The 24912-nt window shown below is 37.9% G+C and carries 26 protein-coding genes; 6 read left to right on the top strand and 20 right to left on the bottom strand.

Features of this window, described 5'->3' with window-relative positions; all coding sequences use genetic code 11:
- Positions 1-163 precede the first annotated feature (163 nt).
- The 8 genes from FG390_RS07400 to FG390_RS07365 all read right to left on the bottom strand — a co-directional run bounded on the left by FG390_RS07400 (position 164) and on the right by FG390_RS07365 (position 6859).
- The gene (locus FG390_RS07400) at positions 164-1384 is read right to left on the bottom strand and encodes an NAD(P)/FAD-dependent oxidoreductase (RefSeq protein WP_141190399.1); all 1221 of its coding nucleotides are present in this window, start codon (positions 1382-1384) and stop codon (positions 164-166) included.
- 234 nt (positions 1385-1618) lie between these two features.
- Positions 1619-3307 carry a hypothetical protein gene (locus FG390_RS07395; protein ID WP_141190398.1) on the bottom strand — a complete coding sequence of 563 codons (1689 nt, stop codon included), beginning with the start codon at positions 3305-3307 and terminating at the stop codon, positions 1619-1621.
- Positions 3308-3739: 432 nt separating this feature from the next.
- Positions 3740-4099 carry a HesB/IscA family protein gene (locus FG390_RS07390; RefSeq protein ID WP_141190397.1) on the bottom strand — a complete coding sequence of 120 codons (360 nt, stop codon included), beginning with the start codon at positions 4097-4099 and terminating at the stop codon, positions 3740-3742.
- Positions 4100-4173: 74 nt separating this feature from the next.
- Entirely contained in the window at positions 4174-4329 is a 156-nt protein-coding gene (locus tag FG390_RS07385) for a Spo0E family sporulation regulatory protein-aspartic acid phosphatase (RefSeq protein WP_181406417.1), read from the bottom strand.
- Between the two features lie 333 nt (positions 4330-4662).
- Positions 4663-5529: a diaminopimelate epimerase gene (gene dapF / locus FG390_RS07380; protein WP_141190395.1), complete on the bottom strand. Its 867-nt coding sequence runs from the start codon at positions 5527-5529 to the stop codon at positions 4663-4665.
- 314 nt (positions 5530-5843) lie between these two features.
- On the bottom strand, positions 5844-6071 hold the full coding sequence (locus FG390_RS07375) for a hypothetical protein (protein ID WP_141190394.1): 228 nt from the start codon (positions 6069-6071) through the stop codon (positions 5844-5846).
- Positions 6072-6219: 148 nt separating this feature from the next.
- Positions 6220-6456 carry a YuzB family protein gene (locus FG390_RS07370; RefSeq protein ID WP_141190393.1) on the bottom strand — a complete coding sequence of 79 codons (237 nt, stop codon included), beginning with the start codon at positions 6454-6456 and terminating at the stop codon, positions 6220-6222.
- Positions 6457-6544: 88 nt separating this feature from the next.
- On the bottom strand, positions 6545-6859 hold the full coding sequence (locus FG390_RS07365; protein ID WP_141190392.1) for a DUF1462 family protein: 315 nt from the start codon (positions 6857-6859) through the stop codon (positions 6545-6547).
- A gap of 444 nt (positions 6860-7303) precedes the next feature.
- On the opposite strand from FG390_RS07365, the gene FG390_RS07360 reads away from it, so the two are divergent.
- Positions 7304-7525 (top strand): NifU family protein, encoded by a 222-nt coding sequence (locus FG390_RS07360; protein WP_141190391.1) that lies wholly within the window; start codon positions 7304-7306, stop codon positions 7523-7525.
- 102 nt (positions 7526-7627) lie between these two features.
- On the opposite strand, the gene FG390_RS07355 is transcribed toward FG390_RS07360, so the two are convergent.
- Positions 7628-8611 carry a YutH/CotS family kinase-like spore coat protein gene (locus tag FG390_RS07355; RefSeq protein ID WP_141190390.1) on the bottom strand — a complete coding sequence of 328 codons (984 nt, stop codon included), beginning with the start codon at positions 8609-8611 and terminating at the stop codon, positions 7628-7630.
- A 117-nt stretch (positions 8612-8728) separates the two neighbouring features.
- Here FG390_RS07355 and FG390_RS07350 point away from each other — a divergent pair, with 117 nt between their 5' ends.
- Complete coding sequence (locus tag FG390_RS07350) at positions 8729-9232, top strand: phosphatidylglycerophosphatase A family protein (RefSeq protein WP_181406416.1); 504 nt, start codon at positions 8729-8731, stop codon at positions 9230-9232.
- A 247-nt stretch (positions 9233-9479) separates the two neighbouring features.
- Here the strand turns inward: FG390_RS07350 and nucF are convergent, their stop codons facing one another.
- Positions 9480-10244: a 5' nucleotidase NucF gene (gene nucF, locus FG390_RS07345; protein WP_141190389.1), complete on the bottom strand. Its 765-nt coding sequence runs from the start codon at positions 10242-10244 to the stop codon at positions 9480-9482.
- 60 nt (positions 10245-10304) lie between these two features.
- Positions 10305-10580, bottom strand: a complete 276-nt coding sequence (locus FG390_RS07340) for a YutD family protein (protein WP_246092707.1) — start codon at positions 10578-10580, stop codon at positions 10305-10307.
- Between the two features lie 387 nt (positions 10581-10967).
- Between FG390_RS07340 and FG390_RS07335 the strand changes: the two genes are divergently transcribed.
- A complete protein-coding gene (locus tag FG390_RS07335) occupies positions 10968-11963 on the top strand; it encodes a M23 family metallopeptidase (protein WP_141190387.1) in 996 nt (331 codons plus the stop codon).
- A 148-nt stretch (positions 11964-12111) separates the two neighbouring features.
- Here the strand turns inward: FG390_RS07335 and yunB are convergent, their stop codons facing one another.
- The 6 genes from yunB to nadB all read right to left on the bottom strand — a co-directional run bounded on the left by yunB (position 12112) and on the right by nadB (position 18808).
- The gene (gene yunB, locus FG390_RS07330; RefSeq protein ID WP_181406415.1) at positions 12112-12912 is read right to left on the bottom strand and encodes a sporulation protein YunB; all 801 of its coding nucleotides are present in this window, start codon (positions 12910-12912) and stop codon (positions 12112-12114) included.
- Positions 12913-13011: 99 nt separating this feature from the next.
- On the bottom strand, positions 13012-13314 hold the full coding sequence (locus FG390_RS07325) for a YunC family protein (RefSeq protein WP_141190385.1): 303 nt from the start codon (positions 13312-13314) through the stop codon (positions 13012-13014).
- Between the two features lie 160 nt (positions 13315-13474).
- On the bottom strand, positions 13475-14848 hold the full coding sequence (locus tag FG390_RS07320) for a bifunctional metallophosphatase/5'-nucleotidase (protein ID WP_141190384.1): 1374 nt from the start codon (positions 14846-14848) through the stop codon (positions 13475-13477).
- A 398-nt stretch (positions 14849-15246) separates the two neighbouring features.
- Positions 15247-16347 carry a quinolinate synthase NadA gene (gene nadA / locus FG390_RS07315; protein ID WP_141190477.1) on the bottom strand — a complete coding sequence of 367 codons (1101 nt, stop codon included), beginning with the start codon at positions 16345-16347 and terminating at the stop codon, positions 15247-15249.
- A 75-nt stretch (positions 16348-16422) separates the two neighbouring features.
- Complete coding sequence (gene nadC / locus FG390_RS07310; RefSeq protein WP_141190383.1) at positions 16423-17277, bottom strand: carboxylating nicotinate-nucleotide diphosphorylase; 855 nt, start codon at positions 17275-17277, stop codon at positions 16423-16425.
- Entirely contained in the window at positions 17264-18808 is a 1545-nt protein-coding gene (gene nadB, locus FG390_RS07305; RefSeq protein ID WP_181406414.1) for an L-aspartate oxidase, read from the bottom strand. Before nadB ends, nadC begins: the two co-directional genes overlap by 14 nt.
- Positions 18809-19161: 353 nt before the next feature.
- Between nadB and FG390_RS07300 the strand changes: the two genes are divergently transcribed.
- Positions 19162-20301 carry an IscS subfamily cysteine desulfurase gene (locus tag FG390_RS07300; RefSeq protein WP_141190381.1) on the top strand — a complete coding sequence of 380 codons (1140 nt, stop codon included), beginning with the start codon at positions 19162-19164 and terminating at the stop codon, positions 20299-20301.
- A 139-nt stretch (positions 20302-20440) separates the two neighbouring features.
- Positions 20441-21094 carry a DUF1361 domain-containing protein gene (locus FG390_RS07295; protein ID WP_181406413.1) on the top strand — a complete coding sequence of 218 codons (654 nt, stop codon included), beginning with the start codon at positions 20441-20443 and terminating at the stop codon, positions 21092-21094.
- A gap of 417 nt (positions 21095-21511) precedes the next feature.
- Here the strand turns inward: FG390_RS07295 and FG390_RS07290 are convergent, their stop codons facing one another.
- Genes FG390_RS07290 through FG390_RS07280 form a run of 3 tightly spaced genes read right to left on the bottom strand, consistent with a single transcriptional unit; the run spans position 21512 to position 23838 of the window.
- Positions 21512-22138 (bottom strand): TetR/AcrR family transcriptional regulator, encoded by a 627-nt coding sequence (locus FG390_RS07290; protein ID WP_141190379.1) that lies wholly within the window; start codon positions 22136-22138, stop codon positions 21512-21514.
- Positions 22139-22939, bottom strand: coding sequence for a DUF2705 family protein (locus tag FG390_RS07285; protein WP_141190378.1), 801 nt, complete (start codon positions 22937-22939; stop codon positions 22139-22141). It lies immediately after the preceding gene.
- Positions 22939-23838: an ABC transporter ATP-binding protein gene (locus FG390_RS07280; protein WP_258311622.1), complete on the bottom strand. Its 900-nt coding sequence runs from the start codon at positions 23836-23838 to the stop codon at positions 22939-22941. The genes FG390_RS07285 and FG390_RS07280 overlap by 1 nt, the downstream gene beginning before the upstream one ends.
- Before the next feature lie 401 nt (positions 23839-24239).
- Between FG390_RS07280 and FG390_RS07275 the strand changes: the two genes are divergently transcribed.
- On the top strand, positions 24240-24851 hold the full coding sequence (locus tag FG390_RS07275) for a nitroreductase family protein (protein ID WP_141190377.1): 612 nt from the start codon (positions 24240-24242) through the stop codon (positions 24849-24851).
- Positions 24852-24912 lie beyond the last annotated feature (61 nt).

The raw sequence follows: 24912 nt of genomic DNA, 5'->3' as shown, positions 1-24912 counted from the left end.
CAATAAAGCCATTTTTCCAAGGGTATACATTAAATTTTCCCTAGTACCTCATTTAAAGAGTGGAAAAGGCAACCTCTGGGTTGTATGAAAGAAACATTATTCGTATTTTAAAAGGCTATCGATGTCTATGACATCGATAGCCTTTTAATTAATTTACCAAATATTAAAATGGTTTGAATTTACCTTTTTTAAGTAGTAAACCTACCCCACCTTGTAAGAACAATGATCTATCATCAATGACTTTTTTCATGGTTGCAGCAGCCTTACCTTTGAGTTTTTTATCACCAAATACAACACCAATGGCGTCACTATGTCCGAGAGAAGCCACAGTACCTTTTGATTTATAAACAAAGGTTTCAGTTGGTTCATTTTTAAGAACGTGTTTAATGTTTCTAGCTATTACATTGGCTTCTTGAAGAGCAATCTGTGCAGTTGGTGGATAAGGACGACCTGATTCTTCATTCATAATTAAGGCACAATCACCAACAACAAAGACTGAATCATCATCAGGCGCACGTAAATCACCTTTAACAGGAACTTTACTGCGATTTGTTTCAAAACCAGAGTTTTCAACGATAGAATTCGCTTTTACTCCGCCAGTCCAAATAATTGTACCTGCTTTAATTTCTTCAAGCTCTTCGCTACCTTTAGTTTGCATTTTTACACTACCAGGTGTGACTTCTTTAATGAATGTATTTAACTTAAATTGTACACCTTTTGACTCGAGGTAGTTTTTTGCGTAAGTCACAAGTTCAGGATCAAATCCAGGTAAAATGGACGGAGCTCCTTCAACGTTGGTGATTTTAACGAGTGTTGGATCGATATCATACTCTCTGCATAATTGAGGTACGCGGTTAACGAGTTCACCAAGAAGCTCGATTCCACTGAAACCACCACCGCCGACAACAATCGCTAATTGTTCAGGCGTAGCATTTTTGTCATTGTTATAGTTAGCAAATTGGTAATCAATGTGCTCACGAATTCTACGAGCTGTGTTAATACTACGCATTGCAAAGGCGTATTCATCTAAACCTTTGATACCAAATGTTGCTGATTCAAAACCAAGAGCGATAACAAGATAATCATATGTGAGTTCTCCATTTTTAAGGATAACTTTCTTTTCGTCTTTCTTGATTTCTCGCACTGAATCTTGAACAAAATTGACACGGTTTGTATTAATAACATTTTTAATTAGAACTCTTGCTTTGTCATGATGAATCGTTCCAGCCGATACTTCATGTAACCAAGTTGATTCATAGTGATAATTGTGTTTGTTAACTAACGTAATATCTGCATCTTCATTGCTTAGTTCTTTTGTTAAACGTACGGTAGTCATCAATCCACCGTAGCCAGCACCTAGAATTAATATTTTTGGTTTGCTCACTGGTCACACCCACTTCTCTAATAGTATGTTCAAACTGTATTGATTTTGAGGAGGCTGTTCAAAAAAATATCCTCATTTTTTGAACACGCTCTTTTTTAGCAAAAAACATCTATTTGAAAACATCTTTTGCTTCAATAATCAACTTCATCCATAATTAATAATATGTCTTTTTTGTGTATTTTTCAAGCCTAACGACCCTTATATTCCGAATAACTCACTAAAAGGTCAACATCATTATTCGTTCTTTTGTGACAAATTTGCAAACTGCATAACTGTTGCCGTATCTTGTTGATTATCCACATATTGGATTCGCACACTTTCCCCTGGCTCTAAGAAAACCGAGTATGGAAACTTTGTCGAAGTCACGGTGAAAATTTGAGTTTGCCCCTTTATCATAAATTGCGTGATGGTTCGATTATTCTCAAAAGCTTTATAAACACGAATAACTTTTCCTTCTAACGTTTTCGTATTAGCCATGTCTGACGGAACGGCATTATCTTCCATATTTAATGATAGTTTGTTTTTGTAATTATTGAAAGTGTCTCTTTTGTTGTCACTATATCCCATCATTTTTTCATTTTCTGCATTAACAACAGCTAAATTTCTGAAGACCCCATTATCATCTAACACAGGAACAACCCAAGAATACTGACCATAAATGTTATAAAGGGTTGGTCCTACGGCTTTATATCCTTCACGTTTAAACGTCTTATTTACAACGTTAATAGCTGCTCCACCATTAATAATACCATTTGCTTTTGTGTAATATGTCAATTGACCTGATCTTGCATCCATTAATGTATAACCGACCATCGAACCTGAATTAGTATTATTAATCGTATGATCAGTAAACCATTGCATTTGACCCTTTCGATTAAAAACCGCCGTAACCTCATCTTGACCCTTCCATTTCGTTGGCTCATGTACATCCTTTTTCCCTATTAGACTGTTGAAGAAACCATGTTTATACTTTCCAAACCATTCATTTCTTTCTTCCGCAATAGAATCCGGGATGACTTGATCAATAAACGAAGGAACATTTGACATAGAATAACGTTTCATTTTCCCATTTGTTGGATCTACGACAATGACACCATCAACAGAACGAATTTGGCGAAACTTTGTATAATGACCGTAACTGACAACATAATAAGATTTTCCATTATCGTCAGGTTCAAACGAATCCCCATATAGAATGAGATGAGGATATTTTGCTCTAACCACTCGATCTAAGTGATGATTAAAATAGGCTGAAGGGACAATGTCCATTTTTTCTTTTATAAATTGAGGTTCAGCATTTTCATCCTCAGCATTCATTTTTATATATCCAGGTACCGTCCCTGCCTTCATCCATCGAAAAAATCCTTTAAACTCGATAGGTGTTACCCAATACAACTTTTTATCTATTTTTTGAATAGAGGAATCACCTAATTCGTAATATGAGTAATTGCTCACACTACCTAGTAACTTCTCAGATTTATATCTCGCATACTTTTTAGGAACAACAGGAATATGCTGAATATCCACAGGCTCTTCCTTTTCATTGGTCACTTGTGCATTTGCCATATTATATTTGGGGTGGGCTAACGTCAAAGGGTAAATAAATCGAAATCCCGTATAGGCGAGCAAGAAAATTACAATAAATCCAGTGAGATATGTTATAGGTTTTGTTCTCTTTCGACTAAATATTCCAATATCTATCAAAAAAGATACTAAAATTAAAGGAACAAAAGTAACAAAGAGGCCACTATACGTTAAATCGATCAATTTAAAGTATGTAACGAAGAAAATATACAAACAACCAACGAATAGCTTTATAATTTGATAATAATAAAAATGTGTTTTTCTGTAATGCTCTCGCCATATGGACGGTATAAGGGTCATAAATAGGATGGCAATAAAATAAGGTAATATATGCATCATGACAGCTTCCTTTCCTTAATGATGTACAAAAAAAGAACGTAAAGCTTAGCTCTATTCACTTTTACGTAAAAAAACACTTTTTGGTTCCGCAAAACCTATACTCGTAGACAACGGCATTATCCATAGTCCGCTATTAATTAGACGCAAAAAAGGTTCAATCCATATATGGTATGAATTGAACCTGATCAATATTTGATATTAGAGGTTGTTCAAAAAGTCACCAAATGATAAGCTACAAAAACTCGACGCCCGCTTGTTTTTCCGGTCCTCATGTAGTAAAGACCTACATTTTGGTCCTCAAAACAGCGCCGCCTTGATCTTCCGACGCCCAGGACGGGCTAGTACTGGCGTTTCTTGCAGGATGCCAGCGTACTTAGCCAGTAACCCTTTTCGTTTGCCACCTTTTTGAACACGCACTATTAAGAAAAATGATTAGCAATCTTTCGTTGGTGTGCCTGCATTTGTAGCCGTTTTAAAAGAATGACCACATCCGCATGTCGCAATGGCATTAGGATTGGTTATCGCAAAGCCGCCACCCATCATATTTTGCTTAAAATCAATGGTGACGTCTCTTAATAATGGGGCACTTTCTTTATCAATAACAACTTTTATGCCATTGTCATCGAATGAAAGATCGTCCTTTTTAAGAGTATCATCAAATCCGAGTCCGTAAGTTAAACCCGTACAACCTCCGCCATTGACACCAACACGAAGGAATATATCTTCTTTTTCTTCTTCTTTCATCATTTCTTTGATTCGGAAGTTTGCCGCCTCAGTGATTGTTAGAATCATTTTTTTCTCATCTCCTAAATAAAAGGATGATCATATTATATCGTGAAACCCACTTTTACTCAATTAATTGATGCTTATCCTCGGCTTTGCTTGATTAAGATGTTGTGCAAATCATCAATTTGGCGACTGTATTTCAATACGGTGGGATCTAGAAACCCTCGTTCTATAGCAACTGATATCATACGGTGACGGAATAGTTCAATTTGAGCATAAACGTTTTCTTTATTCATCTTTACTGACCTCCTGCTGATCATTTAAAAGAGATTCATACTTTACACATTTTTCGGAAGAAATTTGATTTATCCCGCCTTAACGGGCAAGTATTGACCCACACTTCAAGATTCTGAGTATTCAAAGAAGATTGACGTGGGATCAACTGTCCGTAAAGGTCCGATTGGTTCAGGCTTTCCGTCAGTTGGAGATGACGCAGGCTAAAAACCAGGCGTCCTGTCGCAACACCTACTACTTGCCATCCTGTGTGTCGAAAAACCCCCACTAATGGAAGTTTCACTTTATTAGCAAGGAACCGCATGATCAGTTTTCAGCCATTAATTGCCGATATCCTATGAGAGAAAGAACATTCCATCACAAATCGTAACAGCAGCTCCTGTCATCCAAACATGATTGGATTCACTGTCCCATTCTATTTGAAGATCTCCCCCAGCAAGATGAACGGTGATCAACTCACCTTGATGGATTCGTCCCTCTAAAATCGATGCAACAACGGCTGCACATGCTCCTGTCCCACAAGCTTGCGTAATTCCTGATCCTCGTTCCCAAACTCGATAATGTATTTCATTTTCTGATATCACTTCAACAAATCCAACATTCGTTCCTTCAGGAAAAAGGTCGTGTCCATCGGCTAATTCTGGACCCAATTCATTTATAGGGATATTGTGTATGTTGTCTACAATAAATATACCGTGCGGATTACCCATAGAAACACCAGTTATTTGATAGGCTTGTCCTTCAATGATGTGTGTTTCCTGAATAACTGTTTCTTCTGGCTTTCCTCCGGTCATGGGAATACGTTTACGTTCTAAAATGGGCTCGCCCATATCGATGGTCACTTTGTCAACACCGCCATCAGTTGGGAAGACTTTTGCCTCTACTTTGCCACTAATCGTTTCAATTGAAAAGTGTTCTTTATTCACCAATCCATGTTCAAAAGCATACTTTGCAACACACCTTAGCCCATTTCCACAATTTTTTGCTTCGGAGCCATCACTATTGAAAATGCGCATTTTCACATCTGCTATTTCTGAAGGTAGAATAAGAATAAGTCCATCTGATCCAATACCGGTATTTTGGTTGGACACTTTTTTAGCCAGTTCAGGATACGGTGGCAAAGGCTCCGTATAAGTCAATCGATCGACATAAATATAATTGTTACCTAATCCATGCATTTTTGTAAAAGGTAATCGTGTCATAGATATTCCCCACTTTTTAATTAATAATCTAAAAACTTATCGACAAATATTGTCGTATTTCGCACTTTGGCAAAATTACAAAAGATATTGTTAATGAAAGAACCTCATTCATTCCGCCTTAACGGCTAGAAAAGACCCCCACCTCAAGAATATTCAAAGAAGATAGGTAGAAGATCAACTGCCCGTAAAGGTCCGATTGGTTTTGGCTTTCCATCAGTGGGGGATGACGCAGGCTAAAAGCCAGGCGTCCTGTCGCAACGCCTGCACTAGCACATCCTGTGCGTTGAAAAGTCCCCACTGATGGAAGTTTCACTTTATCTTAAGGCTTGATCACTCCAGATATAATCTTGATCCATTTCAACAATAACTATTTTTTCATGACAGCAAGGCATAATAACATGGGTTTTTATCCCTTCTGCTGCTTGATTAGCTGCTGCTTTACTTAGATGTAAATAGACATTTTCCGTATGACAAAAAGGACACTCTGTGAAGTAATAATCGTCTTTTATTTTTTCGTATGGCCAAGTATGAGAAAAATCCAATTTAGCATCCTCCTTGATAAAGACTTCGTATAACAACTAGATGTAGCCGCTCTTAGCCTTCTTGCTTCTAATTTGTCACCTTTTTGAACACGCACTTATAATATAAATAGTTGTGTGAAAAAACACTACAGAAGATTTCTGTAGTGTTTTAAAACATCGGGTTTTCTTCTAAATAGGCATATATATTTTCAACGAGTTCATCAGGTGTTTCACCTGACACAAACTCACCATTGACTAACGCATAAGGTCCTTCATAGCATAATCCACAATATCCAAGACATGTATATTCAATGACGTCTAGATTAGGATCCTTTTCGAGTTTCTCAAGAGCCTTTTGCGAGCCACTGGCAAGATTACTCATACAGAACTCTATAATTGGCTTCATTTTGGCTCACCTCGATACAATCCTAACGTGTGATTCCTGTTTCGTCAACTTTTGTTGTTTAACTTCATGGACTAAAAGTCAACCTTTTTTATTCAGAAATAGATAAGCCTTCTTCTTTCTCAATATATTGAAAGATTTTCTTCAGATTCGGTATTCCTTCGCCGATTATCGTGTCATTTGCTACGATTAGAGGGAAAAAAAGTTCATCATTAATGATTTTCTCTGTATATTTCTTATCTTGTTCAGTAATGGGAGAATAAATATCCACATATCGGATTGAATGATTTGTATTCGTAAATTTGCGTCCAATTGCTGCTTCGAGCCATTCCATCGTTTCTCTAGAAGATGGCGCTTGGACACAACTTGAACATCGTGCCTCTGAACCATAAACGGTAAGTTCCATAACATTCACCCTCTCATATTAGTGCGTGTTCAAACAGGTGGGCAAACGAAAAGGGTTACTGGCTAAGTACGCCGGCATCCTGCAAGAAACGCCAGTACTAGCCCGTCCTGGGCGTCGGAAGATCAACGCGGCGCTGTTCCCGAGGACCGGCATTTCTCGCGTTGTGGTAGCTTCAGGCGCCAGCCACAGGACGTGAGCGATTTTAGCCAGATATCCTCTTGCATCCACTACATGAGGACCGGAATAAACAAGCGGGCGCCGAGATTCGTAGCTTATCATTTGGTAACTTTTTGAACACCCTCTATAAGCAACTCTTTCTTATACTATATACAGTTTTCTAACAAAACAAAAGTCATGATTTTCTGTCGTAGCTTTCCGCATGGATTTTTTTATCGTTGTCGTTTATAATGGACCTATATGTATGGAGAAGGGAGTCTGAACGACATGCGTGAACAAGTTGAAGAAGTATTAGATAAACTTCGTCCTTTCTTGCTCCGTGATGGTGGCGACGTTGAATTAATTGACGTAGAAGATGGCATTGTACGCGTCCGATTAATGGGTGCCTGCGGTAATTGTCCAAGTTCGACCATTACGTTAAAAGCTGGCATTGAACGAGCACTTCTTGAAGAAGTACCTGGTGTACGTGAGTTAGAACAAGTTTTTTAAATAAAACATAATAGCTAATCTCTCCCCCTCATACATCGTGTGAAGGGGATTTATTTTATCAATAATGAATGATTATTTTTATAGAACTGGCATCTATTTTCTTCAAGTTAAGGTTTTTAACCAATCTACCGCATTGATATGATATCGATTGGCAAACGACTTTAAAAATTGTTCCATTTTTTCTGATTTTTGAATGATCATTTTTAATTGTTTCATCATTTCCTCGGACCTATCTTCACCAAAGTAGTAATCTTCACCACATTCAATAAAAGAAATGGGTAATAATAAACGCCCATATATACGTGATAGGACATCCTCTGTAAGAGGGAATATTTCATGATAGTGTTGTAAGAATACATCAACTTCATTAATTGGGAGAGTGTGTGTCTTCCAAATGGTATCACGAATCCAGTCAGCTATATCTCGAGATCGATGATCAATAACCCACTCCGCTGGATTATCAACTCCATTATCTGACATTTGCTGATTTTTCACTCGATAATGGCAAAGGACGGGTGGTTCAATTTCTAATGAATCCATATTCCAATCAACATAATATTGAATCGCATTTTCTGATAACCCAATGAAATAGGGAAAAACTCGAATGAATTTTTGTTCAAATGGCTGAATGTGATTTGAATTCAAAGATTGATCTACCTTCTTTTTTAAATTGTCAACTCGCTCTCCCCAATACATATTATTTCGCAAGTAAGGTGATTCTTTAAATGTATTAATATCGATACCTAACGTATCTCGATGAAGTTTTGCCAAGTTTTTCGGATAAGAAAATGAATGCCCTCTTGTCATCAATGGCATACTACACAACACATACGGCTGATTTTGTATTTGAATGGTGTATGGTCCTTGAATGGTTTTATGAATGAACATCGACTTTTGATGTCCTGCTGATCGAAGAGATTCAGAAAGCTGCGCAAGTTGATCGATTTCCTGATGATAAAAAGCCGATAAAGGCTGCAAGATGAGTTTTTCGTTATTCCATCGTAGGATGGGTGATTCTTTTGTACCAATATTTTCACATACAAGGCCATATTGTTGATTGATAAACATTATCCATTCATTGTTCATGTCCATCACCTCAGATGATAACGGTTCTTTCTTTTAGGACTATTCTATGCTAAAGCCCATAAAATGTGACATCATTAAACCAGACTTGATTAAAAAACGATTTGGGAGTGAATAAAAGTGAAACAAAAACAACTGAATGTTATTGAAACAAAAGCTAGAGAATGGCTGCTTGATCGTGGTGTAAAAGTGCAAGACATCGCAGAGTTAACCTATCATTTACAAAGGAGTTATTTTCCCCATTTAACGATAGAGGATTGCATTCGGCATGTCGAGAAAGTTCTTTCCAAACGTGAAGTGCAAAATGGGATTCTTACAGGGATCCAATTAGATCGACTGACAGAAAAAGGTTTATTAGACGAACCCCTACAAAGTATGTTAAAAAAAGACGAAGGACTATATGGCATTGATGAAGTTGTCGCTCTTTCTATTCTTAATGTGTATGGTTCGATCGGTTTAACTAACTATGGATATATAGATAAACAAAAACCGGGGATCTTATCGAGACTAAACGATAAATCCACCGGTGACTGTCATACTTTCTTAGACGATATTGTTGGTGCTATCGCTGCAGCTGCCGCGAGTCGTCTTGCTCATAATTCAGACGTAACACCAACTTCTTAACTTTAATAGCCAAAATTGCTTTAGTTTCTTAAAGAGGTTGTTCAAAAAGTCACCAAATGATAAGCTACGAATCTCGGCGCCCGTTTGTTTTTCCGGTCCTCATGTAGTAAAAACCTACATTCCGGTCCTCAAAACAGCGCCGCCTTGATCTTCCGACGCCCAGGACGGGCTAGTACTGGCGTTCTGGCAGGATGCCAGTGTACTTAGCCAGTAACCCTTTTCATTCGTCACCTTTTTGAACACGCACTTAAAATGTCCATTCTTCTAATGACGAAAGGGCGTAAGTTGGTTTTTCCTTTATGGCTAGTAACATTTCTTTTGTTGTTACTCCTGTATGGACAAGTAATGTATCAATGCCTGCCCTTAGTCCCGCAAGAATGTCCGTATGATAATTATCACCAACCATAATGGTACGTTCCGCTGCTGTACCTATTTTCTTTAAGGCTTGTTCTACGATGATTGGCTCAGGCTTTCCGATAAAAATGGGATCAACCATCGTAGAAACAGAAACTACGGATGTCAACGATCCATTCCCTGGAAGAAATCCTTGTTCTGTTGGAAGAGCAATATCAGGATTCGTGGAGACAAATTTGGCTCCTTTGCGAACAGCTAGACAAGCTTTTGTTAACTTTTCATACGTTATTTCACGGTCCATTCCCATAACCACATAGTCTGGTTTTTCTTCTTCATATTTAAGACCAACCTCTTCTAGTGCTTGCTTTAATCCTACTTCTCCAATAAAATAAACCGATGCATTTGGATTTTCATCTTTAATAAATTGGGCTGTTGCCATACTCGTGGTCAACACGTCATCAGGTGTTGCTGGTACACCAAATTGTTGTAATGACTCTGCAACAACTTCTTTTGTTCGTGTTGAATTGTTAGTGACAAATAAATAGTTAATATCTTTTTCTTTCAGTTTTTTTACGAATTGAACAGCCGCTTCTATTTTTTCCGTTCCTCGGTACATCGTTCCATCAAGATCAATTAAAAATCCTTCATAATGTTTCATCAACATCCCTCACAATTACTATTTTAAATTAAGCATAAAGATTTTTCGCTATGTTCTGTATCAATCAGTTGATTTTATCTTTTTTACGACAAAATAGGCACAGCCAAAATTACAATATTCAAATATGTAATCCGTAAGTGTACTGATTTTGGTGTCGTAGGAGGCTTTTCGATGGGTATCCTCATAGAAACCACGTAGTCTCAATTGCTCATATCCCCAATCTCCAACAATATAATCGAACTTGGTTAGTATATCACTATACCTCTGTAAAAATGAAGCTTCTTTCCAGCCATCGCGAACATTCTCAATAACTTCATATGTTATATTATTGACCATGACTTTCTCACTCAAATTTCTCACTCCTTGCCAAAACTTTCTCCATAAAATTCCAAGTAAATTTACTCTAAAAAAGGTCATGATATATAGTGAAACTTCAATCAGTAGGAGTTCTGCCTACCTCTACTGACTGTAAGCTGAACCAATCACGGTTTCTTGTCTAATAATTGTTCTATTATGCATCTAACGATTCCGCTTTAACGTACTGCCCGTAAATAGCGAGCTATTGATGAAACGGAGAGAGCACCGAAAGAAAAATCACTCGTTTTGTTTATATTATAACAGTTTATCCAATTTTATATCTCCTCTTATCTCATTTCAACTTGGAGAATCGGGGTTGGATTTAGTGTTATAACTAGTTTACAAAATTTAGTAGGGAGGCAAAGCATGTCTTTTTTATTTCGAACCTTGTTTTTATCACTGCTCTTATTTTGCTTTTCTACCCCTTTAGTTGATAAAAACAGTCTTGCTAAACAAGATATATTTGATGAACGTAAAGCGTTATATCTGAAAACAGCTGCAGTCACTGGTGTACCTTGGACAATCTTAGCTGCCTGCGATCAATATGAACGCAATATCCACAGACTAAAGTCAACGACAAATACAAACGATGAGCTGATTGGTATAAAAATGGATGAACATCTGTGGGTTGGATTATTAAATCCAAATCCGAAAGATACAAATCCAAAATCTATTGGTTTTTTTCAAGGGCAAGGAAAGGATGGAAATGGTGATGGCATCATCGATATCCACTCCCCTGAAGATGTTTTATATAGCTATGCTTCTATCCTTTCACATGAAGGACCCGGTCTAGACAATGAGAAAATTGCCTTATGGAAAATGTATCATCGTGGAAAAACGGTTGAAATGATAACTGAATACGCCAAACTATATCGACACTTCAATACCACACAGTTAGAAACTCATGCTTTTCCAGTCCCTGTTCATATGAATTATGATTATCAATCAACTTGGGGTGCTAGACGAGGATGGGGCGGTCTACGCATACATGAAGGAACTGATATTTTTGCTGACTACGGGACGCCAGTTCTCGCTACGTCTTACGGTGTTATCGAAATGATGGGGTGGAATAAATATGGAGGATGGCGTATCGGTACGAGAGACCCACAAAATAATTATCATTACTTTGGACATTTACGAGGCTATGCCAACAACGTTCATGAAGGATCAGTGATAAAACCAGGACAAGTCATCGGTTATGTTGGAAGCTCCGGTTATGGACCTGAAGGAACACAGGGCAAATTCCCTCCCCATTTACACTATGGTATGTATCGAGATAATGGTCGTACTGAATTTTCATTTGATCCATATCCATACTTACGAACATGGGAAACAAAAAGTTTACAACAACATAAAAAATGAAGGCTCTTTACGGGCAGTTGATCCCCTCCTATCTTCTTTGATTATTCAGAATCTTGAGGCGGGATCTTTACTAGCCGTTAAGGTGGAGTAAATTGAAGAAAGGAAGGATGTATGACCACGACCATACATCCTTCCTTTTTGTATTAAATCATTTTTTAGGTAATGGTAAGGCTGGTGTTGAATGAGCGCCATTTCCATCCTGATAATAAGAAGGAACTGGCCCTTTAACAAGCGTTTCAAAAATAGGGACATTTCGAGTAATCGGTTTTGCCTTAACCGCAAATGGAATAATAACATTAATATCAACACGAACTTGAAGATAGAGTCGATAATAGTTGGTGGTAATATCTAACGCTGTCACCTTGGAAACAACATTAACTTTAACATCACTGATTAATTCCATATTAATGGGCACTCTAGGTCCTAAGTTCGATAACAAAGCATTGTGAGAAGCTTCACCTAATGGTATTTCTGCAACCACACCACTGTGTTTTTTAGGATTTTCCTTTATTGTGACATCGTCTAATTCCGAATTACTAAAATCAACGTTCCCTCTTTCGACCATACGAAGGAACCATTGAATTCGATTTTCCGTTTCAGTCATGTATTGTGTTATGGCAACGGTGTTTGGCGTTACGTTGACTGGATAACCCTCTTTATTATATTTTATTGTTGCTAATTGTTTTGCTATTTTTTGTGGATTGTCGAGTTTAGCTGAATCATTTGTTAAATCATTCAGGGTTTTTTTTCCTATGCCATAATTGATGGCATAAGAGCCAATCTGATCGGCCTGTGTTGATGCGATCGTCATTAAAGAAGGTGTGATACTTTTATCGATAATCCTCAGTCCAACAAAAGTAAAGATGGAAAAGAGAATCGTTGTAATTAATAAAACATGTTTGAAAGGTAGATTTCGTCGTTTACGGTATCTTCGATATGGTTTAAACATTGCGAATCCCCCTTTATAAAGCATGTATATGCCTAACTAAAGGGGGACATACGTTTTTTATTATGACGCTAAATCCATTTTATCTATTTGTGCTTTCATTTAACTCATTTTTAACAAAGCCTCTTTGCCTATCATCCCTTTTGTAATCCCCATTTGCTCTGCATGTGTTGTCACAGACTCAAGAGGACATGATAGCAATTGATCAATTGTTCTTACTCCTACAGCACGACCACTAATGATACCACGATCACTTAAATGATCATTCAGAAATTTAACATCTAAAGCTCCACACATGATGTAGCCGACATCATTATAAACGGCAAGTAATGTTGTTTTTGGCATTTTTACGGTGACACTGGTAAAAGGCTTTCCTTCGATGATGATCGTCTCTAAATTAACCATTGAACCACAACTCCTTTACCATTATCTTATGGTAAAGGAAAAGTCTTGGTGCCTATTTTTAGGCTTGAACCAAACCAAGATACAAAAGGCCGCCCAGAGGCGCCTCATTTTGGCGAAAAGATTGGTTTTATCAAATCAACACAGGAGCATGATAAAAATTTCATTTAAAATATGTCTTCAATTTCCATCCGAGCAGATCTCTTAAGGTTTCTGGAATAAAAAAGTTTTGCTTTGCCTTCGCAATCGGTGGTAATAAGGCTCCAAAGGTGAACATGTCGATTGTGGCGACTTTATATGATGCATACCGATTTAAAGGTTGGTTATTCACCATGACATCCTCTTCATGTATGCTACCTTCACGTTCATTATAACTAAGCCCACTAAAAATCAGAGCTCCAACCACTTTTCCCCTGAATCCAAATCCTTTAAGTTCAAAAGTTTGAAATTCCTTATCTCTACCTGTATTAATAATGGTAAGGAGATCTTCTCCAGTTAGTTGAACATTACATGGATTAATGGGATGTGGACATATACGGTGAATCATTTCCTTTGTGACAACTCCAGGCTCCAACCCCTTTAAAATCAACCCTGCATTGATAATACTCATATCCGCATGGCACCATTCACGTAAGCTCTCAGCCAACAAACAAGGCAATTCACTCTTTCCATACCAATCGACTGATAAAGGCCCTGGCATGACCGTTATGACTTCTTGTAACGTTTCCATACCTTTTTGTGAAAGTTCATGAATTAAATATTTGGTCTCAATGTCTTCATCTTGATCTAATGGAATAAGATATGCCTCTTTATTGACGATTGTTTTTGTAGATTCTTCAATTTCTAACGTAACATGTCCTGCAAATTGGCCGTATTTTCCTGCTTGTGTAATAAGGGTTGAGCCTATTTTTAAACCATTATGCAAGAAATGATGCGTATGTGAACCTAGAATAACGTCAATATCCGGTAATTTTTCCGAAATCATCTTATCAAATGGTAGACCAATATGCGACATTAGAACGACAGCATCGGCTTGTTCTCTTAAACATTTGATAATCGGTTCTACTTCACTAAATGGATCTCGTATATCCCAACCAAGAGGTGAATAAAAATCACTAAACCTTGCCGTCACGGCTGTTATCCCAAGCGTGATTCCTTCGATTTCGAAGATAACAAAAGGGGTACACCAATGAGGACGATTTCCTTCTTTATCATACAAATTAGCTAATACAACTTGAAAATGGCGGTGATCATATAAATGATCAAGAATATCTTTAGTAAATGTTATGCCCTCATTATTTCCTATTGTAATAAAGTCATAGCCCGCTTGATTAAGCAATTTGACATTTCCGGAACCCATCGTCCCTTCTGTAAGAGGGTTCACTCGATCCATATGATCGCCTAAGTCAAACAGGAGAGAAGGTTCACCATTATTTTTTAATTGCTCTCTTTGATTTTTTATATAAGTAATAAAACTTGCCCAATGTTCAAAATGGCTATGTATATCATTTGTATGAAATAAATGGAGTTTTTTCAACGTTCATTCTCCTATTTTTTAAATATTTTATCTCTATAAGTGCGTGTTCAAAAAGGTGACAAATGAAAAGGGTTACTGGCTAAGTACGCTGGCATCCTGCCAGAACGCCAGTACTAGCCCGTCCTGGGCGTCGGAAGTCTAAGAGCGGCGCAGTTCCTTAGGACCGGCATTCCACAGGAAGTGGTAGCTTCAGGCGCCAGCCACAGGACGTGAGCGGTTTTAGCCAGCGATCCTCTTGTATCCGCTACATGAGGACCGGAAAAACAAGCGGGCGCCGAGATTCGTAGCTTATCATTTGGTGACTTTTTGAACAACCTCTATAAACAATTTTATCTCTATAAGTGCAAAAAAGGAATGACCAGTTATTCTGGCATTCCTTTTTAATATACCCTAAATTATTAGGATTGAACAAGCATACGGTCTAGTGCAAGTTTTGCCTCTTTGGCTATGTTATTAGGCACTTTAATAATATTTTGTGGATCCCCTTCGGTAATCTTCTCTAAAGCATAGGTGAAGTGCGGAAGATCAATTCGGTTCATGGTGAGGCAGGCACACATCATCGTATTAAGAGAATGAATAGTTAGTTCAGGATGGTCTTGTTTCAAACGTTGAACTAAGTTCATCTCTGTACCGATAGCCCAATGAGTACCAGCTTCTGCTTCTTCAATTTTTTTAATGATATATTGTGTCGAACCAGCATAGTCAGAAGCCTCTACGACATCATATGAGCATTCCGGATGGACAAGAATTTGTATCTTTGGATCCTTCTCACGCCAACTGTTGATGTTTTCAAGCGTGAATTTTTCATGGACGGAACAATGTCCTTTCCACAGAATCACTTTTGTCTCTTCACTAGCCTCACCTTCATAATTATTTTGAATTGGATTCCACACGACCATATCTTTAAGCGGTATCCCCATTTTCGCACCGGTATTTCGTCCAAGATGTTGGTCAGGGAGAAAGAGAATTCTTTTTTTCTGAGTAAAAGCCCATCTCATCATTTTATCAGCATTTGAACTCGTAACTGTTGCTCCACCATGTCTCCCACAAAAAGCTTTTATTTCAGCTGTTGAATTGACATAAGTCATAGGAATAATTGTATCGCCAAATGTTTCTTGGAGAATAGGCCAAGCTCGTTCTAGTTGGTGAAGATTGGCCATATCTGCCATTGAACAGCCTGCTCTCATGTCAGGAAGAATGACTTTTTGGTCTTCACTCGTTAAAATATCTGCTGTTTCCGCCATAAAGTGAACGCCGCAAAAAATGATATACTCCGCCTCGGTATTTTTAGCCGAAATTTGGGCTAACTGTAGTGAATCCCCTTTATCGTGAGCAAATTGAATCACTTCATCTTTTTGATAATGATGGCCTGGAATATACACTTTTGAACCTAGTTCATCAATCATTTGCTTCGCTTTTTTTTCTAAGTCAGCCTGATTCATGGTTTTATACTTTTCAGGTAAGTCGTTTGTTTTTACAAATTGTTCTAATAGACTCATCATTGTGGTGACATCCTAAGACGTTCACCTTCACCTCCTATGATCCGCTTTCTTTCCTGACTTGCCTAAGATCTTCTAAACTTTTTGGATAACCTCAACCGGTTGAATGTTAAAACTGATATCCATCGCTTGATATGAATGTGTAAGAAAACCAAGAGAGATATAATCTACACCTGTTTTCCCGTACGCTTCGAGGGTTGAAAGATCAATACCTCCAGATGCCTCAGTTATAATGTGACTTGGAACATATTGAATGAGCTTACGGATTTCATCCGGCGTACAATTATCGAACATAATAATATCTGCATTGGCCTTGACGGCTTCTCGTACCTCATCTAAACATGTGGTCTCTACTTCAACTTTCACTGTATGCCCAAGTTTTGCTCGAACTTTTTCTACTGCTTGCTTTATACTCCCCGAATAAGCAATATGGTTATCTTTTAACATGACTGTATCATATAGACCTGTTCGATGATTAAACCCGCCTCCACATGTTACGGCGTATTTTTCAAGCATACGTAAACCAGGGGTTGTTTTTCTTGTATCACAAATACGCGTTTTTGATCCTTGAAGCTTTTGGACAGCTCTGTGCGTCATCGTTGCGATGCCACTCATTCGTTGCAAGAGATTTAATAAGACACGCTCAGCTGTCAGTAAATCTCTCACAGAACCTTGAACGGTTATGATATCAACACCTGCTTCTACATAATCCCCTTCGTTCACATGCACGGTCATCTTAATATCAGGGTTGATGAGCCTATAGCCTTGCTCCACAACATGAAGACCGGATACAACACCTGAAGATTTCACCGTATAGGTCCCTGATGTTTGATCATTTGGAAGAAAAATAGATTCACTCGTTAAATCTCCATCTCCAAAATCTTCATTAAAAAAGTCTTGTAACAACATGTTTAATTTAATAGTGTTCAAGTTGACGATTCTCCCTTATTATTTGCTTTAACTGCCATGCTGGATCCTCATTCGGATAATCAGATCTGAAATGACCCCCGCGACTTTCGGTTCTCTCAAGTGCAGATGTTGTAATTAACCATGCTGTTAATAACATGTTGAAACGGATCATTTCATCTTTTCCTATATAAAGTTGGCGCGGAACATGTGTAAAGTCGATCCATTCCTCGCACCAATTTTTCATTTCTAATAACGTCTGTTCGTCACGGATAATACCGACATTGGACATCATGCGTTTTTCGATATCTTTACGACTTGGTAATTCGAGAGTCGATTTTTCTGGAATGCTTTTTTCTAAATAATCAAATGTGTTAAGGGGTGATTCTAGAATTTCATGTGAGACGCGATCCGCAAACGTTACGGCTTCGAGTAAAGAATGACTGGCGATCCGATTTGCTCCATGAACACCGGTACATGCCACCTCACCACAAGCCCAAAGACCATTGAGTGAACTTTGTCCATTCTGATCCGTTACGATGCCTCCCATCGAAAAATGATGACCCGGCGCAACTGGAATTCTTCCTTCGGAGATATCCACACCAGCCTTTTCACAAATTGAGGTAATGGTTGGAAAGTGTTTATCAAAGTCTTTTATCATCGAAATATCAAGATAAACGGTGTCAGCAAGACCCTTCTGTTTTGCCTGATAAAGTGTCCTGGCTACAATGTCTCTTGGGGCTAAATCCTCAAGTGGATGAACACCTTCTAATAAACGTTCGCCGTCTTGATTAACTAATTTGGCTCCTTCCCCTCGGACCGCTTCAGAAACGAGTCCATAAGACTTACCGTCCTTGACAAGTAGAGTGGGATGAAATTGAATAAATTCCATATCCGCGAGTTCTGCCCCAGCCCGGTAAGCCATCGATAACCCATCTCCAGTCACCGCTTCGTCATTCGATGAAGGCTCATATACATGCCCGGCACCTCCTGTAGCTAAAATGGTATGTGCAGCCGTATAGATAACGGGCTCATTTTCTTTATTAAGGGCAAAACAACCAACACAACGTTGATCTTCGATAATGAGATTCATGGCAAATGTATGTTCATGAATGGTGATGGTATCCGTCACTCGAGCTTTCAAGGTTTCTACGATTCGCCTTCCGGTCGCATCACCCCCTGCATGAAGAACACGCGAAGCTGAATGCCCGCCTTCTCTAGCCAGACTAATTTCCCCTTGTTTATTGCGATCAAATTGAACGCCTGCTTCGATTAAATCCTTTATTGTACGCTTACTATGTTTAACAAGATAGGCGGTTGTTTCTTGGTTATTATGAAATCGCCCTGCCTTTATGGCATCTTCTAAGTGGATCTGCCAATCATCCGTTTCTGCAAAAGTGGCTGCGATCCCGCCTTGAGCCAAATATGAATTACTCGACGTCCACGCTTCCTTTGTCAACACGATGACCTGTTTTTGTGGGGCAAGTTTATATGCAGCATATAGTGCTGCCAAACCGCTTCCGATAATAACAACATCAGCTTGAAAGGTTTCCATTTTCATCACCTGTTTTTACATATGTCTTGACACCTATATTGTCACATTATTAAACTATTAGCAAGCATTAAAACTAAGTTGGTAAGAATTGATAAAAGAGGTTGTTCAAAAAGTCACCATATAATAAGCTACGAATCTCGGCACCCGTTTGTTTTTCCGGTTCTCATGTAGTAAAAACCTACATTACGGTCCTCAAAACTGCGCCGCTCTTAGCCTTCTTGCTTCTAATTTGTCACCTTTTTGAACAGGCACTAAAAGAATATTAAAGCAAGATGACAAATCAAGAAAAAAATGATCTATTTTCGAACTTAATGCTAACTATCTATGCTTAAAACAACTAAGGAGAATTTATCATGATATATTTAGATTATGCTGCGACGACACCGATGTCTGATGAAGCACTTGCAACATATACCGAAGTTGCCAAACAATACTTTGCGAATACGATGAGTCTCCATGATATGGGGACAAAAGCGAATGATTTGCTAAATTTCTGTCGTGCTAAATTAGCTAAAGCTATCAATGGAGATCCAGATGGCGTTTACTTTACTTCTGGTGGATCTGAAAGTAATTTTTTAGCCATCGAGGGTTTGGCTCGTGGGAATCGAAATAAAGGGAATCATCTCATCACGTCACATGGGGAGCACGATTCGATAATAAATACATTTAAAAAGTTGGAAACTGAAGGTTTTGATGTAACGTATTTAGATCGTCAAATTGATGGGATTGTTCGTTTAGATGACATCATACCTCATTTAAGAGAAGAGACGATCTTAGTCGCGCTTGGACACGTGAATAGTGAGATTGGGGCTATTCAAGATATAGAAGCGATTGGAAGCGAACTGTTCAAAAGAAACATCTTATTTCATTGCGATGTTGTTCAGTCTTTTGGAAGACTACCGATTCATGTCAATACTATGCATATATCAAGTCTATCCATCTCTTCTCATAAAATTTATGGCCCAAAAGGCGTTGGGGCTTGCTATATTGATCCATCGCTGACATGGGAACCTCTTCTCCCAAATAGTACACATGAAAAAGGGTTTCGAGCGGGTACCATTAATCTTCCTGGCATTGCTTCTTTCATAACAGCGACTGAAGCCATTTTTAAGACGATGACGAATGAACTTGAAAGAATGAAAGAACTGAGAAAACTTTTTATTGAAAACTTAAAAGATTTGAATCAGCCTTTTGTGATAGAAGGAGAAGAAGAGACTACATTGCCAAGTACATTAGCGATTCGTGTAAACAAAATAGAAGGGCAGCAATTAATGTTAGCATGTAATCAATTAGGCCTTGCTATTGCGACTGGATCAGCCTGTCATTCCGGACATCATGCACCATCTAGTACGCTTATTGCCATGGGGAGGTCGAAAGATGAAGCTAGAGAACTTGTCCGATTATCTTTTGGGAAATGGACCACAAAAGAAGATATTCGCCAAGCAGCCAGTCGGTTTAGGGAAGCTGTCAATCGTTGTTTAAACCATGTCTAATTATTAAGTATTTTCCTTACTTATTATAAATTGTTATAATTCATCCAAATTTAGTATATAATTAGTCTATTAATCATCTTTATCTTTAGAGATTGATAGACTATTTTTTAATTTGTTGATGGAGTCATTGGAGGTTTTGATGAATAAGTCGCTGATTGTTTCGTGTCGTCTTTTTTTCATATGTTATATGATTTTGACTTACTTATTTTCTGAAGTTTATCATTTTATGTTACTGAATATCCTACTCGCCTATATCCCCTTTGAGTTATCCATTTGGTTGTCTAGAAAAAAGAGACCCTTCATCGTTTTTGCCCTTGTCAGTGTCGTATGGCTAGTTTTTTATCCGAATGCACCTTATTTGCTGACAGACTTTTTTCATTTGCAGGATCTTGGTATGAAGGATGTTGCTTCAGGACAATTTAAAATGAATGTTTATATCTGGTTCCAATTTTTTATTCTTTTACTTGGCATATTTTATGGATTATTTATCGGTTTTCGGTCCTTAGAAACAATGTTACGAGAATGGATGAATCGTTTAAAAATCAATTCCTATGTCAGTTATTTTACGATACTCTTGATTATTACTTTATTAACTAGCTATGGAATCTATCTTGGTCGATTTGTCCGTCTCCATACCATCTACCTTGTCACAAAACCAATCGTCAGTATCCATGAGATGTTCTCGGTATTTTCCTCGTCCTTCTTTATTTTTATTTCCATTTTCACTGGATTACAACTGTTTGTTTTTATCCTTTATAGCGGCTTGATTTCATCCGAAAATAAAATAAAGTGAAACTCCATCAGTAGGGGTTTTTCGACGCACAGGATGTGCTAGTGCAGGCGTTGCGACAGGACGCCTGGTTTTTAGCCTGCGTCATCCCCACTGATGGTAAGCCTGAACCAATCGGACCTTTACGGGCAGTTGATCCCCTTCCTATCTTCTTTGAATACCCAGATTCTTAAGGTGGAGGTCTTTTCTAGCCCTTAAGGTGAGATAAAAAAATCATCATAAGGTCAAGGGATTATCTTTTCTCTCTCCTATACCATGAAGGTTTTAGTTGATATGATTAAGATAAAAAGAAAATTCTTATTATAACTGTTTAGTTATGTTACAATTATGAAAATACTTTCATTTGGAGGATCTGGTGGAAAAACGGCATACTAAAATAATTCATAACTAAAGATCTTTCTTCATTCACAAAATTAGAGATTAGTATAATAGATCATCCTTGTTTTTTACAAGACCTCTAAAACTCATTGACAGCATAGCCAGAAATTGATCGATAAATGGCCGCATGCTCTCCATCGAAGCCTCCGGGTACTGCTTGAGATAACTAAATACTTGCGTTTCGTAATAGCTTATATGAGATTGAATCACCGCATGAAGGGTGTTAATATTTACGTCCTCTTTCAGGTCAAGTTTATCGACCATTTTTGAAAAATACTCCGTTCCAATAGATTTCATGTCAGCATACACTTCAGTCATCCGCCCTGCCAATTTTTCGGGTGGATTGGTCATCGCTTCGACAACTAGAGGATAAATATCCGGATGGTCTTTCATAAATTGCAACTCTTTCTCCGAATAAATTTTAAGATCATTAATCACTCGGTTGGTTATCGGCCAATTCTCATAGTCAAGTTCTTTCAATGTAAAGTCAATAGCATAGTGAATACACGCTTCATATAGTTTTTCTTTTGATTCGTAATAATGAAAGATTAAGCCTTTTGATGTATGGGCCATTTTTGCAATGTGATTGGTAGAAGCCTGCTCAAACCCTTTTTCCGCGAATTCATGTATGGCCGCTTCTAGAATTGATTTTTCTTTTGATTCTAGCATCTATACTTTCAAGTCCTTCCTCCGGTAAATCCAAAATGTCAAGCAACAAGCGATTAAGATAATAAGCCAATCGGTCAGCATATACTTTCCTTCAATACCATCTTGAAATACCTTACTAGGCAACGCTGCTTCTATTGGAGAAAAATAAGTTAGGAACCGGAAATCATGTTGGAGTTTCCCCACAATCCCCAATATATAGGTTAAGAAGACAAGCCCTAAAGATAGGGACGTTGCTGACTTATTTGATGATAACATGGATGAAAGTAGAAAACCAACACTGAGAAAGGTTAAACCCATCACCCATCCAGCTAAGGCAAAAAGAGAAAAATTAGTGACAAGATCAGATGCTGAAGCACTAGATTCTTTAAAAATAAGACAAATTAAGAGTGAAACACAGACCGAAATAATCCAGTACAATGTATAAAGTAGTAAACTTGATAGCATTTTAGAAACGATGATGGAAGTTCTTGAAATAGGCTGTGCATACAAGTATTCGATTGTTCCCTCTGCTTCCTCTCTTGCCAAACTATTCGTTCCCAGCATAGCTGCAAAAATCCCAGTCGCAATCATAATATACTGAAATATATATCCGAAGTACCCACCAACGGTTGAAAGAGCAGCCATGTCTGAAATATTGAAAGCCTCCATCAGCTCTTGCGGCATCGCATTTTTGAACTCACCCATACTCTCTTTCATTGATGGGAATATCGCCATCATTCCAAATGTCAACAAAGTGACGACAATCATCCAAATGAGCAGACTTTTCGTATGCGTTTTACATTCTAGTCTAAATAACGTCATCACCATTCTCCCCCCTTATTTTCATACATGGACATGAACTGTTCTTCTAGATCACGATTCGAAACTGTGATATCATCAAGCTCATTTGAAAGTTCTTTTAATGTAGTAAAAAGCTGAACTAGGTCTTTTTCATAGAGAAAACGAATTTCATCTTCATTCTGAGTGATGCTCTTTGCACCGATGGCTTCCATTTGCTCAACAGGTAAATTACGGCCTTTCAGTGTAACAACTTTTACTTTTTTATTCATTTTTGTTAGGTCTTCCACACCGATCAGTTGTCCGTTTTTAATGAAAGCTATCTTTGAACAATAATCTTCCACTTCTTTAAGATTATGACTAGATAAAAAGATCGTAACACCTTGTTCTTGTTTTTCTTTCATCAATCGGAACAATCTTGCATGCATCAGTGGATCAAGTCCATTTGTTGGTTCATCTAGAATAAGTAATTCTGGTTGGTGAATCATGGCACAGACAATAGCCACCTTTTTCTTATTGCCTAATGAAAGATCGCCAAATTTTTTCTTTCGATCAACTTGAAACAGTTCACATAACTCATCGACTTCTTTTTTATTTTCTTTTACTTGATGAAAGTCCATGGTATAGCGGATTAAATCTTGAACACGAAGTTGTGGATAAAAGCGGACATCACTAGGCACGTAACCTATTCTTTTTTTGACAGCCACATTTCCAGCAGGCATTTCCTGACCAAAAAGCTTGACGGTTCCCCCATCTTGCTTAATAAAGCTTAGAATCATGTTCATTGTTGTCGACTTTCCCGCTCCATTTGGACCAATAAACCCAAAAAATTCGCCTTTTTCAACTGTCAAAGACAAATCTTTGACAGCTGCAAATTTACCGAAGTACTTACTAATATGGTTTAATTCTATGACCGGCAACATCACGCCACTCCTTTCTCAAACAAAAATGACCACTTGGTCAATGACACTATATCACGGATTGACCAACCGGTCAGTAATGAATTTGAATGTCCATTATCTGCTTTCTTGAACATGGTTTTTGTTATATAAAAGTAATTATTAATTATTAAATAATGCAAGGGGTTACTTAGAAGGGAAGCCAGAAAGAACCCTGACTTATAGAGGTAGAAGCAGTATTAAGTGATCCGATCGAGGTGGAACAATGGAAAAATTATCTTCGCCTCTTTAAGAATTAGGGACTTAACCACTCATATATCACACATAAAAACTCTTCGTAAATGTTAAAGACTACCAATCACATGTTTTGATTTTCTTAAATCTGGTCATTATAATATAGGAATAAATTTGTAGGGGGTTTATTAATGGATTTTTCTAAAGTTATGCAAGAACGTCGATCAGTTAAAAAATACGATCAAAATGTTAAAATGACGAAAGAAAAAATAGAAAAAATCATTGAAATAGCATCATTATCTCCATCAGCATGGAATTTACAACAATGGCATTTTCTTATTGTAACGGATGAAGATAAGAAACAACTATTGCAAAGGTGCGCTTGGAATCAACCAAAAGTCTCGGAAGCCAGTGCGTCAATTGTCGTACTAGGTGATTTACTTGCTTATGAAAGAGCAGGAGAAGTAGCTGAAGAATGGGCTCAAAAGAGTTATGTTCCTTCTGACGGAAAAAAGGGATTAATAGACAGTATCTACAATTTCTATGAAGACATTCAAACGCAAAGAGATGAAGCCATACGCGGGGCCTCTCTTGCTGCGATGTCTCTTATGTTAACTGCCAAAGATATGGGCTATGCTACATGTCCAATGATCGGTTTTGATCCTGAAGCGATTCGAAAAGAGTTTAGTATTCCAGATCGTTATGTTCCTGCCTTAATGATTACACTCGGCAAAGGGGAAGAAACGAGAGAACGTGCAAGCAGGCGAAGTCCTAAAGAGATTATTACATATGAAACTTTTTAAACCAATAACATGACCCTCCACCATTATGGTAGAGGGTCATGTTAATGTTGAGTTAAAAAGT

The organism is Terrilactibacillus laevilacticus (assembly GCF_006517395.1).
GTDB lineage: Bacteria > Bacillota > Bacilli > Bacillales > Sporolactobacillaceae > Terrilactibacillus > Terrilactibacillus laevilacticus.
The sequence above is the reverse complement of the archived record's forward strand: the minus strand, read 5'-3'. Positions and strand labels throughout refer to the sequence as shown.

Coding starts and splice junctions, on each gene's coding strand:
- FG390_RS07395 (WP_141190398.1), bottom strand. CDS start 3,307: ATGATGCATATATTACCTTATTTTATTGCCATCCTATTTATGACCCTT.
- FG390_RS07390 (WP_141190397.1), bottom strand. CDS start 4,099: ATGATTCTAACAATCACTGAGGCGGCAAACTTCCGAATCAAAGAAATG.
- FG390_RS07385 (WP_181406417.1), bottom strand. CDS start 4,329: ATGAATAAAGAAAACGTTTATGCTCAAATTGAACTATTCCGTCACCGT.
- dapF (WP_141190395.1), bottom strand. CDS start 5,529: ATGACACGATTACCTTTTACAAAAATGCATGGATTAGGTAACAATTAT.
- FG390_RS07370 (WP_141190393.1), bottom strand. CDS start 6,456: ATGAAGCCAATTATAGAGTTCTGTATGAGTAATCTTGCCAGTGGCTCG.
- FG390_RS07365 (WP_141190392.1), bottom strand. CDS start 6,859: ATGGAACTTACCGTTTATGGTTCAGAGGCACGATGTTCAAGTTGTGTC.
- FG390_RS07360 (WP_141190391.1), top strand. CDS start 7,304: ATGCGTGAACAAGTTGAAGAAGTATTAGATAAACTTCGTCCTTTCTTG.
- FG390_RS07355 (WP_141190390.1), bottom strand. CDS start 8,611: ATGAACAATGAATGGATAATGTTTATCAATCAACAATATGGCCTTGTA.
- nucF (WP_141190389.1), bottom strand. CDS start 10,244: ATGAAACATTATGAAGGATTTTTAATTGATCTTGATGGAACGATGTAC.
- FG390_RS07340 (WP_246092707.1), bottom strand. CDS start 10,580: ATGGTCAATAATATAACATATGAAGTTATTGAGAATGTTCGCGATGGC.
- FG390_RS07335 (WP_141190387.1), top strand. CDS start 10,968: ATGTCTTTTTTATTTCGAACCTTGTTTTTATCACTGCTCTTATTTTGC.
- yunB (WP_181406415.1), bottom strand. CDS start 12,912: ATGTTTAAACCATATCGAAGATACCGTAAACGACGAAATCTACCTTTC.
- FG390_RS07325 (WP_141190385.1), bottom strand. CDS start 13,314: ATGGTTAATTTAGAGACGATCATCATCGAAGGAAAGCCTTTTACCAGT.
- nadA (WP_141190477.1), bottom strand. CDS start 16,347: ATGAGTCTATTAGAACAATTTGTAAAAACAAACGACTTACCTGAAAAG.
- nadB (WP_181406414.1), bottom strand. CDS start 18,808: ATGGAAACCTTTCAAGCTGATGTTGTTATTATCGGAAGCGGTTTGGCA.
- FG390_RS07300 (WP_141190381.1), top strand. CDS start 19,162: ATGATATATTTAGATTATGCTGCGACGACACCGATGTCTGATGAAGCA.
- FG390_RS07295 (WP_181406413.1), top strand. CDS start 20,441: ATGAATAAGTCGCTGATTGTTTCGTGTCGTCTTTTTTTCATATGTTAT.
- FG390_RS07290 (WP_141190379.1), bottom strand. CDS start 22,138: ATGCTAGAATCAAAAGAAAAATCAATTCTAGAAGCGGCCATACATGAA.
- FG390_RS07285 (WP_141190378.1), bottom strand. CDS start 22,939: ATGACGTTATTTAGACTAGAATGTAAAACGCATACGAAAAGTCTGCTC.
- FG390_RS07280 (WP_258311622.1), bottom strand. CDS start 23,838: ATGTTGCCGGTCATAGAATTAAACCATATTAGTAAGTACTTCGGTAAA.
- FG390_RS07275 (WP_141190377.1), top strand. CDS start 24,240: ATGGATTTTTCTAAAGTTATGCAAGAACGTCGATCAGTTAAAAAATAC.